The 18,558-nt window shown below is 43.0% G+C and carries 30 protein-coding genes; 22 read left to right on the plus strand and 8 right to left on the minus strand.

Annotated features, from left to right (window positions below; all coding sequences use genetic code 11):
• The 3 genes from VGD82_RS12890 to VGD82_RS12900 all read right to left on the minus strand — a co-directional run.
• Positions 1-694: hypothetical protein (locus VGD82_RS12890; protein WP_331020745.1), on the minus strand; the 694-nt coding region annotated here is incomplete at its 3' end.
• 557 nt (positions 695-1,251) lie between these two features.
• Positions 1,252-1,740, minus strand: a complete 489-nt coding sequence (locus tag VGD82_RS12895) for a hypothetical protein (RefSeq protein WP_331020746.1) — start codon at positions 1,738-1,740, stop codon at positions 1,252-1,254.
• A 656-nt stretch (positions 1,741-2,396) separates the two neighbouring features.
• Entirely contained in the window at positions 2,397-2,768 is a 372-nt protein-coding gene (locus VGD82_RS12900) for a hypothetical protein (protein WP_331020747.1), read from the minus strand.
• Positions 2,769-3,402: 634 nt separating this feature from the next.
• Between VGD82_RS12900 and VGD82_RS12905 the strand changes: the two genes are divergently transcribed.
• The 22 genes from VGD82_RS12905 to VGD82_RS13010 all read left to right on the plus strand — a co-directional run bounded on the left by VGD82_RS12905 (position 3,403) and on the right by VGD82_RS13010 (position 15,226).
• On the plus strand, positions 3,403-3,711 hold the full coding sequence (locus VGD82_RS12905; protein ID WP_331020748.1) for a hypothetical protein: 309 nt from the start codon (positions 3,403-3,405) through the stop codon (positions 3,709-3,711).
• Between the two features lie 92 nt (positions 3,712-3,803).
• Positions 3,804-4,124, plus strand: coding sequence for a hypothetical protein (locus VGD82_RS12910; RefSeq protein WP_331020749.1), 321 nt, complete (start codon positions 3,804-3,806; stop codon positions 4,122-4,124).
• Positions 4,125-4,228: 104 nt separating this feature from the next.
• Positions 4,229-6,175, plus strand: coding sequence for a hypothetical protein (locus tag VGD82_RS12915; RefSeq protein ID WP_331020750.1), 1,947 nt, complete (start codon positions 4,229-4,231; stop codon positions 6,173-6,175).
• Position 6,176: 1 nt separating this feature from the next.
• Positions 6,177-6,404: a hypothetical protein gene (locus VGD82_RS12920; protein WP_331020751.1), complete on the plus strand. Its 228-nt coding sequence runs from the start codon at positions 6,177-6,179 to the stop codon at positions 6,402-6,404.
• 105 nt (positions 6,405-6,509) lie between these two features.
• Positions 6,510-7,124: a hypothetical protein gene (locus tag VGD82_RS12925; RefSeq protein ID WP_331020752.1), complete on the plus strand. Its 615-nt coding sequence runs from the start codon at positions 6,510-6,512 to the stop codon at positions 7,122-7,124.
• A gap of 69 nt (positions 7,125-7,193) precedes the next feature.
• Positions 7,194-7,943 (plus strand): hypothetical protein, encoded by a 750-nt coding sequence (locus tag VGD82_RS12930; RefSeq protein ID WP_331020753.1) that lies wholly within the window; start codon positions 7,194-7,196, stop codon positions 7,941-7,943.
• 96 nt (positions 7,944-8,039) lie between these two features.
• Positions 8,040-8,459, plus strand: coding sequence for a hypothetical protein (locus tag VGD82_RS12935; protein WP_331020754.1), 420 nt, complete (start codon positions 8,040-8,042; stop codon positions 8,457-8,459).
• Positions 8,460-8,491: 32 nt separating this feature from the next.
• Positions 8,492-9,013 (plus strand): hypothetical protein, encoded by a 522-nt coding sequence (locus tag VGD82_RS12940; protein ID WP_331020755.1) that lies wholly within the window; start codon positions 8,492-8,494, stop codon positions 9,011-9,013.
• 3 nt (positions 9,014-9,016) lie between these two features.
• Entirely contained in the window at positions 9,017-9,853 is an 837-nt protein-coding gene (locus tag VGD82_RS12945; protein WP_331020756.1) for a hypothetical protein, read from the plus strand.
• Positions 9,853-10,158, plus strand: coding sequence for a hypothetical protein (locus VGD82_RS12950; RefSeq protein ID WP_331020757.1), 306 nt, complete (start codon positions 9,853-9,855; stop codon positions 10,156-10,158). The genes VGD82_RS12945 and VGD82_RS12950 overlap by 1 nt, the downstream gene beginning before the upstream one ends.
• Positions 10,151-10,411, plus strand: coding sequence for a hypothetical protein (locus tag VGD82_RS12955; protein WP_331020758.1), 261 nt, complete (start codon positions 10,151-10,153; stop codon positions 10,409-10,411). Before VGD82_RS12950 ends, VGD82_RS12955 begins: the two co-directional genes overlap by 8 nt.
• Positions 10,411-10,755 carry a hypothetical protein gene (locus VGD82_RS12960; protein ID WP_331020759.1) on the plus strand — a complete coding sequence of 115 codons (345 nt, stop codon included), beginning with the start codon at positions 10,411-10,413 and terminating at the stop codon, positions 10,753-10,755. The genes VGD82_RS12955 and VGD82_RS12960 overlap by 1 nt, the downstream gene beginning before the upstream one ends.
• 36 nt (positions 10,756-10,791) lie before the next feature.
• A complete protein-coding gene (locus VGD82_RS12965) occupies positions 10,792-11,286 on the plus strand; it encodes a hypothetical protein (RefSeq protein WP_331020760.1) in 495 nt (164 codons plus the stop codon).
• Positions 11,273-11,590 carry a hypothetical protein gene (locus VGD82_RS12970; RefSeq protein ID WP_331020761.1) on the plus strand — a complete coding sequence of 106 codons (318 nt, stop codon included), beginning with the start codon at positions 11,273-11,275 and terminating at the stop codon, positions 11,588-11,590. Before VGD82_RS12965 ends, VGD82_RS12970 begins: the two co-directional genes overlap by 14 nt.
• 3 nt (positions 11,591-11,593) lie before the next feature.
• On the plus strand, positions 11,594-12,241 hold the full coding sequence (locus tag VGD82_RS12975) for a glycosyl hydrolase 108 family protein (protein WP_331020762.1): 648 nt from the start codon (positions 11,594-11,596) through the stop codon (positions 12,239-12,241).
• Positions 12,238-12,693, plus strand: a complete 456-nt coding sequence (locus VGD82_RS12980; RefSeq protein WP_331020763.1) for a hypothetical protein — start codon at positions 12,238-12,240, stop codon at positions 12,691-12,693. The genes VGD82_RS12975 and VGD82_RS12980 overlap by 4 nt, the downstream gene beginning before the upstream one ends.
• Entirely contained in the window at positions 12,683-13,279 is a 597-nt protein-coding gene (locus tag VGD82_RS12985; protein ID WP_331020764.1) for a hypothetical protein, read from the plus strand. Before VGD82_RS12980 ends, VGD82_RS12985 begins: the two co-directional genes overlap by 11 nt.
• A complete protein-coding gene (locus tag VGD82_RS12990) occupies positions 13,279-13,503 on the plus strand; it encodes a hypothetical protein (protein ID WP_331020765.1) in 225 nt (74 codons plus the stop codon). Before VGD82_RS12985 ends, VGD82_RS12990 begins: the two co-directional genes overlap by 1 nt.
• Before the next feature lie 155 nt (positions 13,504-13,658).
• The gene (locus tag VGD82_RS12995; RefSeq protein WP_331020766.1) at positions 13,659-14,057 is read left to right on the plus strand and encodes a hypothetical protein; all 399 of its coding nucleotides are present in this window, start codon (positions 13,659-13,661) and stop codon (positions 14,055-14,057) included.
• Between the two features lie 26 nt (positions 14,058-14,083).
• On the plus strand, positions 14,084-14,503 hold the full coding sequence (locus VGD82_RS13000; protein ID WP_331020767.1) for a CHAP domain-containing protein: 420 nt from the start codon (positions 14,084-14,086) through the stop codon (positions 14,501-14,503).
• Positions 14,485-14,862, plus strand: coding sequence for a hypothetical protein (locus tag VGD82_RS13005; RefSeq protein ID WP_331020768.1), 378 nt, complete (start codon positions 14,485-14,487; stop codon positions 14,860-14,862). The genes VGD82_RS13000 and VGD82_RS13005 overlap by 19 nt, the downstream gene beginning before the upstream one ends.
• Positions 14,843-15,226 (plus strand): hypothetical protein, encoded by a 384-nt coding sequence (locus tag VGD82_RS13010; protein ID WP_331020769.1) that lies wholly within the window; start codon positions 14,843-14,845, stop codon positions 15,224-15,226. Before VGD82_RS13005 ends, VGD82_RS13010 begins: the two co-directional genes overlap by 20 nt.
• Positions 15,227-15,456: 230 nt before the next feature.
• On the opposite strand, the gene VGD82_RS13015 is transcribed toward VGD82_RS13010, so the two are convergent.
• The 5 genes from VGD82_RS13015 to VGD82_RS13035 form a co-directional block, all read right to left on the minus strand.
• Positions 15,457-15,789 carry a hypothetical protein gene (locus VGD82_RS13015; RefSeq protein ID WP_331020770.1) on the minus strand — a complete coding sequence of 111 codons (333 nt, stop codon included), beginning with the start codon at positions 15,787-15,789 and terminating at the stop codon, positions 15,457-15,459.
• A complete protein-coding gene (locus tag VGD82_RS13020) occupies positions 15,786-16,733 on the minus strand; it encodes a DNA cytosine methyltransferase (protein WP_331020771.1) in 948 nt (315 codons plus the stop codon). Before VGD82_RS13020 ends, VGD82_RS13015 begins: the two co-directional genes overlap by 4 nt.
• Positions 16,730-16,903, minus strand: a complete 174-nt coding sequence (locus VGD82_RS13025) for a hypothetical protein (RefSeq protein ID WP_331020772.1) — start codon at positions 16,901-16,903, stop codon at positions 16,730-16,732. The genes VGD82_RS13020 and VGD82_RS13025 overlap by 4 nt, the downstream gene beginning before the upstream one ends.
• A 408-nt stretch (positions 16,904-17,311) precedes the next feature.
• Positions 17,312-18,160, minus strand: coding sequence for a hypothetical protein (locus VGD82_RS13030; RefSeq protein WP_331020773.1), 849 nt, complete (start codon positions 18,158-18,160; stop codon positions 17,312-17,314).
• A 153-nt stretch (positions 18,161-18,313) separates the two neighbouring features.
• A partial coding sequence (locus VGD82_RS13035; RefSeq protein ID WP_331020774.1) for a hypothetical protein occupies positions 18,314-18,558 on the minus strand: 245 nt, incomplete at its 5' end.

The raw sequence follows: 18,558 nt of genomic DNA on the forward strand, positions 1-18,558 counted from the left end.
TGGTGCCCATTATCCATTGGCGGCTTTGGCGCGTTGTATGGTGTTCCATAACAAAGGTGCGCTTACGCTCAATATTGATAAGGCCTAGTTTCTCTAGCTTGCGCTTTTTGTAGGCCATGCCGCCCTTGCTTTTGTATGCAAATAGTTTGCTCCATTTAGCATAGCTCAGGTTATTATCGGCACGGTGTGCATGTAGCCAATATCTATCTTCATCATTTAACCCTTTGTAATTGCGTAGGAATGTTGCCAACTGGCTGTAATGGATAGCATCTCTACTGGAGCTACCCGCAACGCGCTGCATTGTTTCCCTTGCTTCGGGGTATTTATTAATGTAATAGTAAAAGGCTTGCTTGCACTTTTCCATGTACTCATTCATACCAATGGCTTCGAGTATATCCTCTAACCTGGCATCGCCTGTAGGCGGCTGTACATAGTGGCCACCACGGCGTATTTGTATCTTAAAATATTCGCCTATCTTATCCCAACTAGCAAAGTATAGCATACCATCTTTACGGTGCGCTAGCTTTAGCCTTATTAGCTCCTTTATACGTGTGTCGTATGTTTGAACATCGCGGCGGCACTTGGCTGCATACTCGGTGTGCATGGCCTTGGTATCGGCATAGCGGCCCGCATCGCAGTAGTAATGCAAGTACAACAGCACCTCTACGCATTTGCGTAGGCGCTTGCTGTGCATTACAGCCAAACCTAGTTGTCTAGGTATGCGTATGTTCTTAGGGGTGGGCATGGGAGTGTTATATCAAGTCTGTAGGATTTATCCTTACATGGTTAAACTTCATTACTTTAAAGTCTATATTTATATAATTGAATGGCTCATGCAAATCATATAGTGCATTATCCGCTATCCTATGTATATCAAAATCACGGTCAGATGCTTCTATATTATTTTTCAACTCTATAAGCGTAGCAAGTTCAATGCTATTGGCTCTACCTAAATACCATTTTCGTATAATGCTTTCTAAGAGTGCCTCACTATTCTTGTATATCATATCTCTTATTTTTAAAATGGTAAATCGCTATCCCTTCTATATTGTCCCGTGTACCACTTGTGTCGGTAACGTATAAGCCTCATTTGCTTCTTTCTTTTTTGCTGTGCTGCTAAGTAGCTACGGTGGCTATCAACAAACACATCGCTATGAAATTCGTAATGTTTTACGCGCCGATAGTATGGCGGAAAACGTTTGTTTATTCTTGCTTGCTTGTGCTTGCTTGGTGTGTAGAAGTCTGCCATGATTATGCCCCCGCTATTGAGCCATAGAATAATTCCGCATCGGCATAGCAATTAACTGTACGGCTATGTGCGCCACATATACACCTCACACGTAGGTTTTGCCCATCGGAAAACCATTCGCGGGCTTCGTCTAGGCTTTTTACAAATGGGAGCTCCTCGTCGTCAACAGTCAAGAATGCAGCCAAGTCTGCCGGCGCTTGAAGATTACTTTCTATCTCTCTTGCAAAGGGCTTCATTGACTCTGCAAAATTCCCGTTTAACATTTCTAAAAAATTTGGGTCATTCTCTATTGCCGCGTTTAAAGCATCTACTCTACTATTCACATCGTCTACTAATTGCAAATACACATCTTGTGGTACTTGCCTTTCGTAAGCAGTTAGAAAAGTGTTGAACAGTTTAGCCATGCTAGTATTTTGAGCGTACTTGCTTAAGCCACCACATGAGAGAAACAATATTTCTTCCATTTCTTCATTGGTAAAGTCCTCGGTCATTAAAATGTGTTTCATAGCTACAGGTGTGGGTTTATAGGGCGGTTGATTAATGTTAGGCCGTCAATGATTCGTTGCTGTTTTTCTAGCATAGATATAGCAGCAAGTAGCAGCACATAGCTTGGGTTATCTACTTTAAAGGGCGCTTTGTATGTAGCAATACAACCTCTTACACCGTTATGGGATATAGCGTGCAAAAATTTAATTTGGCGCGCTCCTTTCTCTAGTGCTGTATTAATAATGCACATATCATACCACCATAAGAATATTTCAAATTCGTACATAGGCTTAGTGTTGGCAATGGTTTGAGTTACTTAATGGTTTACTAGGTACAGCCGGATATGTGCTACATATCTGTAGCAGCTTTCGCTTAATCCTGTAGTATTGGTTTTCCTGTATTAGCAGAAAAGGAAATATTTTACCGTGGCGCATATAGCGCACTATTTCTTGGTAGGTTCGGCACTCGGTTATAAGGCCGCTTTGTGTTATGCTATCGGCACGGTATATCAATTCGTGATACTCGTTAGGGTGCTTACTAGCCTGTATATTTATGCACTCCAGTTGTACAAACCTTTCGCCTGGTTCAAGCTGCTGAAAAATGTAGAGGGTAGCACAGTAGCACATATCGTCGCTAGCATTGCTATAGAAGTAGAAGGTTCTCATAGATGGTCCATTTTAATGGTTAAGCGTGTGCCGTTCGGGGTCATGGTTTCAGCATGCTTGCCACCTTTAATGAGTTTTAGCATGTCCTGAAAAGGTTTGCTCATGTACTTCCAGTTTATACCATAAACTTTAAATACAATGCGTATTGCCTCGAATGTGCTTACTAAGTGTATGGTAGGACTTTCGCCATATCGAGTATGTACTATGGCTATTGTTTTAACGGCTCTACTGCGCTTAGGTAGGGGAGGGGTTGCCATACGCACAGGATGATAATAGGCCAAGCTGCCAAGGTTTTCGGGAGCATTAACCATAACGTTATTGCCTAGGTTTTTAGAGGCATTTTCCGTTTCGTTTTCGCTATTTTCCATTTTGAACTATTCAGCTATTTTCAAAACGCATAGCATCATTGCGCCAAAATTGTTTCAATCCATTAACTATTGATTTTCAGAGTATTTATGTATTGTACTGTATTGCTAGCTTTAAGCTAAAAACACTACTTAACATAATGTAAACTCTGCAAAATCAATTAGTTAGAAAACAATTTTCGCTAGGGTAGGAGTGTTGCTCCATATAATGCGAAAAAAAATTTGGTAAGATTAACTACATACAACAGGAAATTGTATATTTGTACCTCTTACAGACAAATCCAAAGCGCGGTTCCTGATGCAAAAAGGCCGCGCTTTTTTGTTTTCGTACCCCAAAGTAAAGCAGAGTATTTTATAATTCCAAATCCTAAGCGAGAAAATACGCCATTATTTTAAACGGCTTAGGTAATTAGTACCCCTATTAGGGTATAGTAAAATATACATTTTACCTCTCAAAACACGGTAGGAGAGGAGCTAATGAGCCATGCCACCGATTTACCGAAAAAAAATGCAATAGGGTAGGAGCGTAGCGGCGTTTTATACCCCTATTATGCCACTATAAGCACCTATACGGCCTACATATCTTTAGCAATATGGCACAAAAAAAACACGTTTTAAGAACATTCTAGGCAGATTTTTGGAACATGCTACTTTTGAATATATTAGCATCGGATTTGGCTGTAAGGTGAAAACCCTACCAGCTATGCTATACACGGATTTAAGCAAAAATGAATTGAGGGCTATACTAGCTAACCCTAGCATTGATACAACACAGTCGAACTGGATTGCAAAAGCTAATCGGCTAAAATCAAAGCGAGAATTTATGGCTATCGTATATCCTATTGTTGAAAAACATTGTATTGGCATAATAAGCCTAGATGAATTTAAAAAGCGTAAAATCATTCCCCATAAAGTAGTAAAAATTATACTAGAACAATGCGCGTAATACTTACCCTTGTATTGCTACTTACCGTAGCTACACTATTTAGCCAAGATACACTTACAAATATCAACACTACAGCTAAGTACGATTCATTGATGAAAAAAGCTAAAGAGAATATAAGTGGCGGTACTGCAATGACAATAGCAGGTGCCGTATGTATTCCTTCGGGTGCCACAATATTAGCACTATCAAACGGTGAACCGCTATTTGTAGGTTTAGGTACAGGCTTTTTAGCTATAGGTGTAGGCTTTGTAATAGCTGGGCCAATATTAATACACCAAAGCAAAAAGCAGCGCAATGCAGCCAATGAATTGAAGCGCACGGCTTATTTATTGCCGCCTTCGTTTAATTATGCCTATAACACAAAGTTAGATAGTAGGCCTTCTTTTACCGCTTCTTTGCGGATAGCCTTTTAAAATATCGGCACTTACCGAAACTTATCGGCACATATCAAAACATACCGCCACGGGCAATTGATATAGGTACTTAAAGGCAGTAGTTTAGAGGCAAAACCGCCTTTATGTCTACTCCTTACGATGTTGTACCGGGTAATAACAAGCGCACTTTGAACACCTCAAAGGGCGATACTTACGACATTATACAGGTAATACTAGATGCCGACCCATTCGGCCCACAGTACGTTGAAAACCTAGCACAGCAACTAAAGGCCGATACCGTTTATGAAACGTGCTATAACATCTACCGTTATGTGCATGACACCATACCGTACCAAGAGGACAAAAACGGCTACCAGTTTATACAGCTACCCGGTGCATTATACAATGGCCGCCACAAACACCTAGGCGGTACAGGCAAGGGCGGCGACTGTAAAAGCATGGCACTATTTGCTAGCAGCGTATTGCGCGCGCTTGGCAATTACAACTTTGTTTACCGCTTTATAGCCGAAAAACACGGGCAAGACCTACACCACGTTTACATAGTAGCCTATGATGAAAACGGCCTACCTATTACCATAGATAGCACGCTTAGCACATTTGATGACGAGGCGAAGTATGCCTACAATGAGGACTATGAGCCAACAAAGCCACATAAGGTAAGCGGTAAAATAGCAGGTATAGGCCGCATAGGCTTACAAACACAGGCTGATGCAGGTAATGACTTTTGGGAGCAGTACCACGACTGGATGAAAAACAACACAGGTACCCTTATTGCCAATATGGGTACCAGGCTACTAAGCGGTGTATTGTTTGCCAATGGCTGTAAGCTAAACGGCAAAGGTAAATTTGTGTGCGACCCACCTAGCATGGATAATATAAAAAATATATCCATAGCTAAAAAAATATTCTTGAAGGATAAGGATGGGCTATATACTGCCATTATTAAAATGGGTAGCTGCCTTATATACAAGTATTGGAACGACCCTAGTTTTTATGCCTATGTAGCATGTAGGCAAGGTAGCCAAGATACTACACCGCGCCCCTTAGCTTTTCCCGCCGATATACTTGCTAAAAAAGACAATTCGGACGAAATATATAATATGCTACATGGCATAGGGTGTAGGGATGCCGATATTAAAGAGCTATGCAATGTAAGCACTTATTTAAACTATGGTGTTAGCCTAGATTATATGCTATACCGTTGCTACTGTGTTGGCCTATACGGTCAGGAGTTTGCACCTAAACCGGGCATACCATACTACAATAAATTTACTGATGGTATAACACCAAATGGCGCAACTTTCCAAATGGGTGTTGAGCTATTGCTAAACTTTCCAGCCCAAGGCGGTATGGGTAGGCCAAACGGCACACCGTACTGGACGCGCGGCGGTTGGGTAAGCACCAATGGCGCTAGCGAGCTAGAGGTAAAGAAGTGGCTAGAGCAACCTGTAAACGCTCGACCTGGCACACTTACCACTAGCGGCCAAACTGTACCAGGTACCATATTGCCACCACCCAATACACCGCAAGAAGAAGCGGCACGTAAGGTAGCTATGGAAAAAAGTATGAAGGTGTACAACGATTGGCGCAAAGGCGAAATGGTAGTAATACCAAACCAAGGCCAATACCTAGGGCAAGGTAAAATAGGTGTGCAAGGTGCAGCAATCGGCTTAGGCGCCGCTGAAATTGCATCTATAGTTATAGCGGTAGCGGCGGCTATATCTGCCATAGTAGTGGCTGTATTAAAGTATTTAGAAAGTGTAAAGATAGATTCTAAATACTCTACTATACCCGACCCACCTAGCGACTTTCAGTTCGAGTACAATACCGCCGATGGCTGCATGATAGGTACTAGCGTATCTCAAGGCGGCAACGTGAAAATATGCAACGGGCAAATAACTGAGGTTAACCCAGACTTGAACGACCCGGCCAACCAACCACCCGACCCAGGCAATGGGTTTATAGATAAAATACTTGGCGGCGGTAATGCCCTTAAAGTAGGGGGCGCACTCCTACTAGGTGGGGGCTTACTGTTGCTATCATCTTCATCATCAAAAACCAAATCATAGCATGGCAACTAAGAAAAAAGCAGCCGCTAAAAAAAGCACTCCATTAAGCCGATTAAGCAAGGCGCTAGACGGTGTAGCCAAAGGCCACAAGGGCGCTAAAGGCAAGGCACTAAAAGCCGCCAAAGCCTATGCCAATGCAAGCTGTAAGCTGAAAACTACAGTAAGCAAGAAGAAGGCTGTAACCAAAATTGGCAAGAAGAAAAGCGCGGCTAGGAAGCGCAAAAAGTAGCTGAAGTACAGTTATAAATAACTGTACTGGCCAACCTAAAAAAGTCAATCATTTTTCACAATAAAATTTACCGTTATGTGCGGTTGTAAAACAAAAATCTCAGGTATGGGAAAAGGAAAAACGGGTATCGGCAGCACCCAAAAGAAAATACTCGCTGCCGTTATTGGAGTGGGCGCAGCATCTGCCGCTTCAATAGGAGTAGGTTACTTTAAAGACGACCTAGTAGGCCTAGTAACCAAAGAAGGTGCAACCGCCGAAGAGCTGCAAACTGGTAGGCATATTGTTAACACTGTGGGTGTAGCCTTAGGCCTTGGCCTGGCATACGCTAGCACTATGTTAAGCGATGAAACTATGGCGCAACTGGCAGCAGGTGCAGGTGTAGGCGTAGCAGCACAATGCGCTACTTCGTTAGCGGGCGATATGCTAAGCAAAGACGGCAACAATGCCATAAGCGGCGGCGGTATTGGCAACCGTTGGATGGGTAAGGGCTTATTGCCACCTACACCATACAACAACAACAGCTACGGCCTGTTTGGCATCGACAATAACAATTCGGCTATTATGGGCATCGACAATAACAATTCGGCCATAATGAAGTCGTACATACGCCGCGATGCAAGTGGAAGGAACGGCATGGGTAATACCGTGTACGATAAATTCCCTGGCTTTGGCCAAACGGTGTATAAGGCCGATATAGGCGATGCAGGTGGCGGCATGTAGTATTAGCCACAAAAGGTAATTAGTAAAGTGCTTTTAATCCATTAATAATTTTCTTAAATAAAAATAGTTATGAACAAAATATATGGTGTATTTGACACTACAAGGGCTAGGGCAGCGTATGATACGATACTAGCAAGGGTTGCAGAAATTAACGGCGTTTTTGATACTGGTATGATAGTAAATGAAGATTACTTTCTATCGGAGCAATTGATAAGCGACTCGAAAACGGTTTACAAATTTGATGTATTGGCACAAACAATGGATGCTGACCGTCAAAGCTGGCCAAACCAAAAAGGCGTACAGAACAATGATATATTCATTGGCCTATGTATGCTAATGACGATTGACCACCGCGAAGAAGGCAAGAGCAACATACTGCCACAGACCTATCCTAACCCGTACCAGTTTACTGCTGCCAATACAGGTAACTTCGAGGACTTGTATGCTTTCTATTCGGGCAATTGGGGTTTAACTGTAGGTAGCCGCGTGTATATACCTAACATGAGTACACGCCTATTCCTAGATGTGCCACAAACACAACAATCGCTTGCAGCAAATGCCAACGGTTCGCAGTTCAACGGCAACAAATTGGTAGAGCTGGACCCATACCCTGTACTATCGGGCAAGGCTGATAATAAGCTAACGCTTAATATCAATACCTACGAAGATTTTGCAGCGGCTGCGTTGGCAGGGCAAGGCCAAAACGTTGTTAGCTTCTTTATGAAGGGTATAACCGTGCAGAACGGTGCAAACTTCGCCGATTTTGTTACGGGCATGAAGTCTATAACACGCGAGGCAATACTTGCTGCTAAGCGCTAGATAGATACTGTTTTTTTAGTTAACAAGTAGCCACGGTAGTTAGGTCAGCTACCGTGGCATTTTTCAAAAAATATTCCACCCTTTAAATTAGATACGGTGAAAAAAAACTATAAAAATATTGCGGCTATGGTACTTACTACCATAGTTACCGCAAACCAGGCAGCCGATGCACCCGCTAGCAATGGCAACGGTACATTAACAGGTGGCAATGGCGATACCGACTTAGGTACTGCTACCGTAAACGCTGAATTGATTAAGGTAAGCCGAGCAGCAACAACGGCTGCCGATACTGTTTTTACAGCAGTAGTAAGCAGCAATAAAATAAAGGCTAGCAGTTATTGCTCTGTGCAAATATCGGGCTATGCTGGCACACAAGGCCAACCAGATGTACTAAGGCACGAAACTGCCAATGGTTCTATAACCATTACTGGTATAAACTGGGATGGTGTTGATGCCCTTGATGGTGCATTGGAGTTTACCATTATAGTACACAATGCTATAGGCCTAAACTCGTAGTAAATAATTTTTTCATCTTATAAACTCCAGTTATGGGTTTAGATATTCTTAAAAAGCTGTTCTATTGGTTCGCAGCCGCAATTTTCCGCGTAGGCAGCGAGCAGTATCTTAAAAACGTGCCGTTTATACAAACGCTTACTATTGAGATACCAATAAAAACAGGTGTACAACAGTATTTTCTTAACCAGTACCAAAGGTTAGATAATACGCTATTGCTTTCACTTACTATGCCCGATACAGCTTTAACCAGCTACCAAGGTACACCCGGTGCCGATATTGATTTCGCTAAAAACGGATGGTTGGTATTGCAAGACACAGAAAGCCGACAAGTATTACAGCAAGTGCCATTGGCAGTATTCACACAGGATGACACCTATACTACCGATAAAAGCCAATTCAATACAGCAGAATTGAACTGGCGGCAAAGCTATGTATGGTTTCCCGATAAGGCTACCATTGCAACTAACAATGGTAAAATGGTTTACCTAGTTGTGAAGTATATCGACTATTCAAACCGTAAAAAAGTAGATACTTCGGAAGCTCAAAAACAGTAGTATATGTTAACTGGTATAGAAAGAGTTTTGGCTTACGCAAATGCTTATCCTACGCTAGTGCATTGGAAAATTTTCCAAGGCACTAGCGTTAAGGCCGGCAGCCCTGTAGCTAGTACCGAGCCGTGGACGCAAGATGGCAATATCTCGCGCGAGGATAGCCACTCAAAGCTAAAGGAGCAACTGGAGCTACTTAGTCCAGGCGACTACACCATATCCTTCAAATCGGCTGAAAAGAGTAACAATGTACAAACGTTTACTTTTGGTATTAATAGCGAACGTATAGCGGGTGTGCAACAACAGCCTATTATACAACCTGTAAACCAAATTGGCGGCTTATACCGTGAAATGATGGATATACAGGTAGCAGGTATAAAGTCGGAAATGAATAACCAAATGCGAATAATGCAGTTGGAGCGCGAGCTGGCAGAACAAAAAGAGCGTAACAGAACAAAAAAGAGTGAGAAAACCGACTATATAAGCCAACTGATACAAACCCTTGGCCCCGAAATAGGTCGGTTGATTACAAAACGCTTAGGTGGCCCACAAATGGCTATTGCAGGAACTACCGACCAAGTACCACATACTACCATACAGGCAGAAGATATTGAAGTAAGTGATGATGTAAGTAATGCTGAAATGGATAAGTGGAACAAGGTAGCTGATGATGCCATTACACGTATATGTAAGATTGTTGAACCACAAGCGGTAGGCACACCTAATGAGTATATAGCCGTGGTAAAGCGCATACATGCACTAAGTAGGTACATGGAAGAAAATCCTACAGTTTATACAGGCATGGTAGCTCCTATGCTTGAACCGTTCATTAAAGAAGTAGAGTAATGCAGTTATACCCAGTTATAAATACAGGTTTTTTCGTTAACGAAACGGGAGATTATACACCGCTAAAGGATACGGGTATGGTGTGCGCTATAACCTTTGCCAACGAAGGCACTAACAGCAATGTAACTGTTAAGTTTAGCGGCGGTCAAAAAACAATACTACCCGGCGACACACTTGAGATAAATGCACCGCTATACGCTTACGATGTAAGCACTTACAGCTACTTTTTTACCGATGGTGGCACGGATGAGGAAAGGGTAGACAACATGCAAATATTAATTCAAAAATACGCTGATAATGGCTAAGAATAATAAAACAGGCAATGGCCTTAAATGGTTAGTAGGTGGCACAATAGTAGCGGGTGGCCTTGCCTTCTTGTTTGGTAAACTAAGCAAGCAAAATACTACGGTAATCAATCCACCGTTACCACCTAACCAAGTACCACAACAGGTAACTTTTGAAGACCTTGGCCAAACGGCTATTGTTATTGACGAACAACCTATTACCGTGCCGGGTAAAATAAAAGGCAGGTACCACAATCTAAACGGCTGCATGTAATGGTAGTACTACACAAAAATTCACTTAGAAACCGCCGCGCTAGTGTGCGCGGTACCGATGGTGGCAATAATACCGCTGCATACATTTTGCTAGGCTTAGGCGCGGTGGCATTGCTGTATAGCTTTATGGGTAGCAGAACTACCTATGGCACTACACAGCAGCAAATACCGCCAGGGCAAAGCTATGGCGGCGTTACTAACAATACAGGGCAGTTGATTACTGCCATATTTAGCGCAGCAGGGCAATTGCTTGGCACATTGAACCAGGCAGGTGTATTTACACCAGCTAATAACAATAGCAATGCACCGCACGAAACAGAGCATAGCAATTCCGATATAATGTAACAGAACTGTTACAGTCATTTTTAACTGTACTGAAGTATGGCAAAGGGAACTACCAAAATATATACCATTAGCGGGTTAGGTAAAAGCAAGCGTATAGGCGCGGCTGTTTACCCTCAACCGCTTACGGCCGATAGCGTACCCGATTTTGACGAATGGGGCCCCGACAATTGGTGGAGCCCACAGGCTTACATACAATGGCACAAGCTAAACCGTGCCCAATACGGCCTAGATATTGCCAATGGCAAGTTTGAGCAAGCAATGAACCAATGGAGTATGCTATGGGGTGCGGAACTGGAGTTTATTTACAATACACAATTCCGAGATTATTTCCGTGGCTTAGGTTTTGATATTACTTCGGGTTTCCTCTCTCCAATACTTGTACCAGCCGATGAAATAACCGATAGCCTGGGCGATGTGGCTACGGGTGTAAGTAACACGGTTAGTGGTATAGGTAAAGTATTGCCCTGGGCAGTAGGTGCCGGGCTTTTGATATGGGGCTATAAAACATGGTTTACAGATGGACGCAAATAAGGTACTATACATAGGGGCATTGGCAGGATTTTGGCTTTGGATTACCAAAAAGCCGAAGTATGTTATAAATATACTTGCAACCAATGCAGCACAAAAGGCCGTGCAATACGAAGTAAAATATAATGGTGTAGGCTATACCGATACATTCTATTATGGCGACCAACCTAACAGCGTTCCGCTTATTGATGGCAAAGTAGGCTATACAGTAACAGCACCTAGCCTAAATGCCATACAGATACATATAGGATACTTTGAACCTAACAACGGCTTTAAGAGCAACTACAGCAAGACAATTGAGTTTTAATCTATGGCATCATTCGAACCCGCATATAATTACAGCGTAGTAGGCTACGAAGGTGGCTACCGTAACTTTGCGTGGGACGATGAAACATATAGGGGCATTAACCGTGCTGCATGGCCTACATGGAGCGGATGGGCAATAGTAGACGCTAGAAAGCCTGTACAGTATAACCAAGTATTTACCGACTTGGAGAATATGGTAAAGGCGTTCTACCGTGCTAATTTTTGGAACGCCATGAATGGCGACTATATCAATAGCCAACAAATGGCAAACCTAGTATATGATTACTTTATGGCTAGCGGTACGTATGGGCTGAAAAAGGTACAGATGGCTATAAACAGCGTATTGCCTACAGCTATGAAAATTGATGTGGATGGTGTACTAGGCCCACAAACCATAAATGCACTTAATAGCAGCTATGCAGGGGCTATATATAACGCGATAATTGACACGCGCAAGGTACACTATCAAAACCTATTGCAGCAGGGCGTATTGAGCCCTAATGACTGGAACGGTATATGGAAGCGTATAACATCGTTCCCAACGTGGGTAGCAGCTAACAAGGGCAAAGCAGCCATAGGCGGCGTATTGTTATTGGCGGGCATAGGCGCTACCATTTATTTAGTTAACCGCAACCATAAGCAAGCAGCATGAGGACACGTACAGCATTAGCACTAGGCGCAGTTGCCGGGCTTGCAGGGCTTGGCGTATCGGCGTACCTGTACCGCAAAGGGGTTGATAAGCTGCAATTCCAGTTACAGGGTTTCAGCTTCATGCAAAGCGGCGCGGTACGTGTAGTAATTGCAGTTATCAATCCGAACGACTATTTCGCATATCCAGTACCGCGTATAGATTTAGGTGTATTCGATAGCCAAGATAAATACCTGGGCAACTTACGTAGTAGCGGCTTACAATGGATATACAAGTACGGTATAAGTTATCTAGTGGCATACATACATCCAAACTATGCTGAATTGATAAACACGCTTACAGGGGCGGCGCTTGGTACTGTACCGCTTGAATTGAACTTGACAGGCAATTTGTACGTGTCTAACCTCTCATTGCCTATTGATACCACGCTTAAACTTTCTACAAATGGGCTTTAGATATACAAAAGCAAATAGGGCTACCACGCCACCAGTTAACCCGTACTGGGAGCAGGCTACACCGTTCGGCCCCGTTACAGCCAACGATATACAAAATACTAATCAAAGTACAGGTGGCGTATTTGGTGGCTACTTCAATGGCGGGGTATATAGCTTGCTATTAGCCTTGCAAAACATTCTTAGCCTATCTTATGGATTAGTAGGTATAATGTCAAACCTCGCATTTTCAAGTATTGGCACTACCTTATTACGTACAGTAAACAACCGTACAGGCAAAATAGAACTGGTAGATAATGCGGATGGTGGCGACCTGGGTGCAAGGATGCGCACAGAAGATTCGGGCGGTAATTATAGCGAGGTATTAGCAGGTGTAAACTCATCTGCATTGGTTAGCGACCAAACCGCTAGCGGCGGTACGGCGGCTAGCTTAAGTGTAGCCAATGGCAGCGCTATTGTAATGCAAGGGCAATTATGGACAGACCAAGCAGTTGCGCCTGGTGTACTTGTTACTACCGATTATATGTTACCTGTTTACGATGCTACAGGCAACTTACTAGGTTATGCTGAAATTAAAAACCCTGTATAATGGCCGATAAAATAACATTGATTATAAAGCGAGAAAATGCAGGGCCGCATGAAGCGGTGCGCCTGTACCTGGGCGAAACCTTACACCGCACCTTTCAAGTGCGCCACTATTCTACTATGGATTGGTTGGTACAGGATGCCAAACAATACTGCGATAATATGAAGATGAGCAACATGTATAACGATGTACTCGATACAGAGGGCATATTGTTTCCTGCAGTATAGTCAATTGTAACTGTATTCGATAGGATATGACTAAAGGTAAGCATAGGAACACAGCTGGTACAGCCAAAAATGACTGTACTGGCCAACAAGATAAAAGCACCTGCAATACAGTTATAAATGACTGTACGATCCATGGCAAAACAAAAGCTAAAACAATGAGAACAAAACTAGCCAACTTCTATAAGCTGCTAAGGGTATGGGACGGCTTTTGGAGCATCCCACTTCTGTTATGTATTTGGGCATTATCGGATATAACAGGGCGCTTTTACTTTGGCGATGCCTGGGCAGGGTATGACCCTAGTATTTTTCAATCTGTAGTAATAGCGGCGGTATTGGTGTCAAGCATCAACACACTTGCCACGGGTGGCATTATGTTTACCTTTCGCGACTTATACCAGTATATGTATAGCGAGCAATACAAAACCGATTTAGATAACCTAGAAAACAACGGAGCATGGCGGCGCGTACTTCTATCAAAAGCAGTTTATTTTGGCTTCTTCTTACTTATAGCATTTGTACTCAAGCAAATTCTGACACCGTTCGCAACTGCGTAACACAACGCTACACCAGTCAAATAGGTGTGCGCGAGGCTACGGGCAATAATGACGGTGCGGAAGTAGAGCGGTACTTAATGACCGTAGGCCTGGGCAAAGGGTACGCATGGTGTGCAGCCTTTGTGCATTGGGCATTGAGCGCGTGCGGTGTACCTAATAATATTACAGCCTGGAGCCCAACGGCGCACAACGCTAAAAATGTGGTTTACCATAGGGGTATGCTGCATAAGGATATTAAGGCCGCCGACGTATTTACCATTTATAGCAATGGTAAGAAACGCATTAGCCATACTGGTTTTGTACACAAGTACACAGGCAACGGCTACTATGTAAGTGTAGAGGGCAACACTAATAGCGGCGGTAGCCACGATGGGGACGGCGTATATAGGCGCATACGGAGTTTAAGCAACACTTATAGCATTACACGATGGATAAAGGAAAATTAGCCAATATAGCTGTAGTTATCTTCGCTGTATTGCTTTTGGGCTTTGTATGGTTTGTGCAAGGTTGTAACCATAACCGTACAGACATTGCAGAGATACGAGAGCTACAGCGCAATATTAAAGCTAGGGAAAAAACCATTGATAGCTTGCGCCTGGACGCGGCCCATTGGCACCGGGTGGAACTGGAGCTAAGGGAACGCCTGGACCGCGGCCGAGCTAGCAGCGATAGCCTAAATGCGGTGCATAAAACACTTTTTGCCAATTATAAAACGCTATACCGTAAATATGAAACACTTAGTAGGCCTAATACTTTGCACGATACTTTACAATTTAAGTTATTCTTTGAGCTTATCGGGCGATAGCATAAAGGTAGCGGTAAGCGATATTCGCAAGGCGAATGATAAGTTAATACAGGGCGAGGCTTGCGAAGCGGCCTTATATGCAGCCGATAGCCTAATAAGGGTAGATAGTGCCAACCTAGCTACAATGCAGCAAAATGCCTATATCTGTGATTCTATAGCAACGGTAATACAGACACAACGGGACGACTACAAATGTGCCTTGCTGCAAAGCGAAATAAACGTAGCAGATATGCGAACGATACTAGCCAAGGAAAAGCAAATAGCACGGCGAAGGTTTTGGCGCGGTGTAGGTATTGGCAGCGGTATTGCCTTTATACTAGGCGGTGCCGCTGGAGCTACCGGGGCTTACTATATCTTACATTAACTATTCAGCACACGGCGCACCAGTAATGCCATACATTCAGGGGTATTGGCAGGGTGCGCCGTTATTCTTATACTTCTTCAAATTCTATATCTTCTAGCTCTACAATCATTCCCTTTACAGTTACTAGCTCTGGTAAAGGCTTGTCTTCGTTTTTCTTTTTCCATTCCATTAGCAGCCTTATCCTCTTATTAATTTGATTCGTTTGTTTCGATTTAAATATATATTCCATGTTACTGCTTTAGCTTGTTATCAATGATTTTAAGTAAACGGGTGTACAGCTCATTTTTAAAGGTTTGTTCGGCGGGTGGCATACCTACCATTAGCAGCACAGCCAAAGCGTTTAATTGGGCACGTGTAAATGTAAATGGTTTATCGCCCTGGTACTTGTATTGCGTTCGCTTTACAAAGTACAATTCTAGCTCCTTCCAAACATCTACCACCATACCATTTATGTACTTAGCAAATTCCTTATGCCATATACCGAAGTAAGCATCATCTGTCCATCGCAATTGCTCGCGTATTAGCTCCGCTTCACCGTAGTGTAGTTTAATTATAATTGTCATGCTAGCTGTTTTATTGCCTTTACTAGTACGTTCCGTTCCTCTTTTGGCATTTCTGCTATCTTCTCAAGCAACCGATTTATTTTCCTTTCGTTGCGCTGTCTATCCCAACAATCTGTACCTATATACCCGTATTTATTCGAGTGCTTTTTTTCTTTCTTAGCAGGGTTTACTATTAGTGGCTTTGTATTCATATCTATGCTGCTTTCTAGTAGTTCTATAATGTCATACAACCTGTTTACAAACGGTACATGCACCGCATTGCCTAGTGCCTTCATTCTGTCCATCCAATTGGGAAACCCATCAATTTCTCGTATAAGGTCGGATTTGGATAGGCCTTGTAGTATAACATTATTACTTCTATCAATGCTAATTGAAAATGGTTGCCTTTCTTCGATTGGTTGTAATGGTGCTTTATTAGCGATGAGGGCTTGTAGCTTGCCTTCCGATATTCCGAGGCTTGACAAGTAGGCAAGAAATATTGTTCTGTATCTAATATCGTATCCGTCTGTAGCTCCAGTTGGATATACGAACGGCCATACTTGGTATCCCGCTTTTTCCAAGTCGCTGCACACTTGTTCAAAAACTTTGGTGTTAACGATGTTTCTAACATTCTCAGCAATAAAATATCTTGGCTTGATAGTTTTGACAATTCCGAAATTGTAATCCCATAGGCTTCTTTCATCATGGTGTGCAAGCTGCTTGCCGAGGTTGCTAAAAGGTTGGCATGGAAATCCGCTAGTGAGTAAATCAATTTTGCCTTGATAGGGTGAGGCTTTAAACGATTTGACATCCTTAAACCTAGCAGCACGGGGAAAATGCGTTTCGAGGCGCCCAAGGCAAAATTCGTTCTGCTCCACTTGGAACATAATATTATACCCTCTCTCTCTAGCCGGTAGGTCAAAGCCGCCAATTCCTGTAAACAAACTTCCATACGTTCTTATCATTTTCCATGTACCATTAAACCATGTAGATTAGTTACCGCGTTCTGTATGTGCTGCATGGCTTTTTCGTAGGCCTCTAACCATTCGCTGTAGTGTATTTGTACTACTTCTTCATCGGGCATAGGAGTAGTAGCAGCAACTATACCAAAAGCATTAATTCTAGTATCGTGCATAACACATATTACTTGTTCCTCGACTGTAGCATAGTAATAATGGGTTATTCCGTCATGTAGTATCTGTGTTTCCCTATAGGCTTTCATGCTGCTTTATTTTTATAGTTGATAGAATAGATTACTTTGCCATTCACTACACGGCATATACAATTATCTAGCTTTGGTAGAGAGTTATCATATATAGCTATCTCTAGGCATCGGTGTAGTATCTCGCTATATTTATGCCTTAGTGCTGCTATATCGCTATCAAAATCTAGTTGCTTAAACTTGGTGTAGTATTCTCGTACCTTATCGGCGCGAAAGGTAAATCTGCCTTCGGTACCTGGCTTGGTGTATTGCGGCTTAAATGTGGCTACCATTGTAAACCTTGCTACTACCTTGCCGCGAGCGGTGTGCGTTCTCATTTCGTTACTTTCCATAGGGGTATGCTTTATTTATAGCTTTAATAATTGCATTTCTCTCTTGTGGTGGCAAGTTGCCTAGCTTGCCTATCTCACGCGCTATTTTGCGCTTTATACGTTGCCTATCCCAACTATCGGTGCCTAGGTAATTGTACTGGTGTAGGCGCTCCGGTTCTGCATAGTTCATATATAGACACTCTGTGGCCTTGCCCGCGCGTGTCATTACTTCATACTCAAGCTTTCTCCATCCGTGCTTTTCTACCAAGCTGTCATATAAATGGTGTGGGTACTGGCTAATGGCTATCATACACTTTTGCAATTTGCACCACTCTATAAAATCGAAATGGTCGTTATACGTTAGCTCATGCCTGTAATATAGCTTGCCATTGCGGCGGCTATCCAGTATATACGGTGGGTCTGCATATACTAGGGTAGTTGGCAGCTTCATTAACTCGTGCGTGTGATGCGTTTCTAGCAGGTATTTTGTTTGGCTGCAATGGGCGGCAATAAAATCGTAGTTGTATAGCTTGGCACCAGTATAGCCCTTCCAGTAGTGGCTGAGCGTTCGCGCGTCCACCTCAATACCTATGTTGGCACCGGGTGCAGGTTCTTTTTCGCGCATAACGGCACAACTTCCTAGAAACGCGCTGATAAAATTTATATGGGGCGGAAACTGGTTTATGATTTTTATGTAAGCATCGCTACCGTACTTGTTACCTGGATAGGGTGGGGGAGTAGCTGTCCGATCCTGTACAGACAATTCCGACTGTGCTGAAGCATCGTCCGCTACAGTCATTTCCAACTGTACCGCGTTTTTTTCGGTTTTCGGGTTTTCGGGGTTCCATTCCAGTTCCATAGGCTTATCGGCGCGGCGCGTTTTGGTGGATAAGTGGCTGACTATGAGAGTACCCTTCTTGTGTTACTGTAAAGCTAAGAACATAGGAACACAGGAATGTTTTAATACTCGTAGAGTACCACTTGTGTATAATCAAATTTTTATTTCTTACCATTATGCAGCTTGGTTTTCTACCGTATTAGCGGCATTAAGGGAATTGAATGTAATAGCGTCCACAAGCTGCATAGCAGGGGTTTTATCCTTGCTTGCATAGTAACTGGTGCCCATTATCCATTGGCGGCTTTGGCGCGTTGTATGGTGTTCCATAACAAAGGTGCGCTTACGCTCAATATTGATAAGGCCTAGTTTCTCTAGCTTGCGCTTTTTGTAGGCCATGCCGCCCTTGCTTTTGTATGCAA

The sequence above is a fragment of the Methylotenera sp. genome, assembly GCF_036401095.1.
GTDB lineage: Bacteria > Pseudomonadota > Gammaproteobacteria > Burkholderiales > Methylophilaceae > Methylotenera.

Coding starts and splice junctions, on each gene's coding strand:
- VGD82_RS13015 (WP_331020770.1), bottom strand. CDS start 15,789: ATGACAATTATAATTAAACTACACTACGGTGAAGCGGAGCTAATACGC.
- VGD82_RS13030 (WP_331020773.1), bottom strand. CDS start 18,160: ATGGAACTGGAATGGAACCCCGAAAACCCGAAAACCGAAAAAAACGCG.
- VGD82_RS12985 (WP_331020764.1), top strand. CDS start 12,683: ATGGGCTTTAGATATACAAAAGCAAATAGGGCTACCACGCCACCAGTT.
- VGD82_RS12900 (WP_331020747.1), bottom strand. CDS start 2,768: ATGGAAAATAGCGAAAACGAAACGGAAAATGCCTCTAAAAACCTAGGC.
- VGD82_RS12960 (WP_331020759.1), top strand. CDS start 10,411: ATGGTAGTACTACACAAAAATTCACTTAGAAACCGCCGCGCTAGTGTG.
- VGD82_RS12940 (WP_331020755.1), top strand. CDS start 8,492: ATGGGTTTAGATATTCTTAAAAAGCTGTTCTATTGGTTCGCAGCCGCA.
- VGD82_RS12925 (WP_331020752.1), top strand. CDS start 6,510: ATGGGAAAAGGAAAAACGGGTATCGGCAGCACCCAAAAGAAAATACTC.
- VGD82_RS13005 (WP_331020768.1), top strand. CDS start 14,485: ATGGATAAAGGAAAATTAGCCAATATAGCTGTAGTTATCTTCGCTGTA.
- VGD82_RS12915 (WP_331020750.1), top strand. CDS start 4,229: ATGTCTACTCCTTACGATGTTGTACCGGGTAATAACAAGCGCACTTTG.
- VGD82_RS12945 (WP_331020756.1), top strand. CDS start 9,017: ATGTTAACTGGTATAGAAAGAGTTTTGGCTTACGCAAATGCTTATCCT.
- VGD82_RS12950 (WP_331020757.1), top strand. CDS start 9,853: ATGCAGTTATACCCAGTTATAAATACAGGTTTTTTCGTTAACGAAACG.
- VGD82_RS13020 (WP_331020771.1), bottom strand. CDS start 16,733: ATGATAAGAACGTATGGAAGTTTGTTTACAGGAATTGGCGGCTTTGAC.
- VGD82_RS12965 (WP_331020760.1), top strand. CDS start 10,792: ATGGCAAAGGGAACTACCAAAATATATACCATTAGCGGGTTAGGTAAA.
- VGD82_RS12910 (WP_331020749.1), top strand. CDS start 3,804: ATGAAAAAAGCTAAAGAGAATATAAGTGGCGGTACTGCAATGACAATA.
- VGD82_RS12975 (WP_331020762.1), top strand. CDS start 11,594: ATGGCATCATTCGAACCCGCATATAATTACAGCGTAGTAGGCTACGAA.
- VGD82_RS13025 (WP_331020772.1), bottom strand. CDS start 16,903: ATGCACGATACTAGAATTAATGCTTTTGGTATAGTTGCTGCTACTACT.
- VGD82_RS12955 (WP_331020758.1), top strand. CDS start 10,151: ATGGCTAAGAATAATAAAACAGGCAATGGCCTTAAATGGTTAGTAGGT.
- VGD82_RS12995 (WP_331020766.1), top strand. CDS start 13,659: ATGAGAACAAAACTAGCCAACTTCTATAAGCTGCTAAGGGTATGGGAC.
- VGD82_RS12980 (WP_331020763.1), top strand. CDS start 12,238: ATGAGGACACGTACAGCATTAGCACTAGGCGCAGTTGCCGGGCTTGCA.
- VGD82_RS12990 (WP_331020765.1), top strand. CDS start 13,279: ATGGCCGATAAAATAACATTGATTATAAAGCGAGAAAATGCAGGGCCG.
- VGD82_RS12970 (WP_331020761.1), top strand. CDS start 11,273: ATGGACGCAAATAAGGTACTATACATAGGGGCATTGGCAGGATTTTGG.
- VGD82_RS12930 (WP_331020753.1), top strand. CDS start 7,194: ATGAACAAAATATATGGTGTATTTGACACTACAAGGGCTAGGGCAGCG.
- VGD82_RS12895 (WP_331020746.1), bottom strand. CDS start 1,740: ATGACCGAGGACTTTACCAATGAAGAAATGGAAGAAATATTGTTTCTC.
- VGD82_RS12920 (WP_331020751.1), top strand. CDS start 6,177: ATGGCAACTAAGAAAAAAGCAGCCGCTAAAAAAAGCACTCCATTAAGC.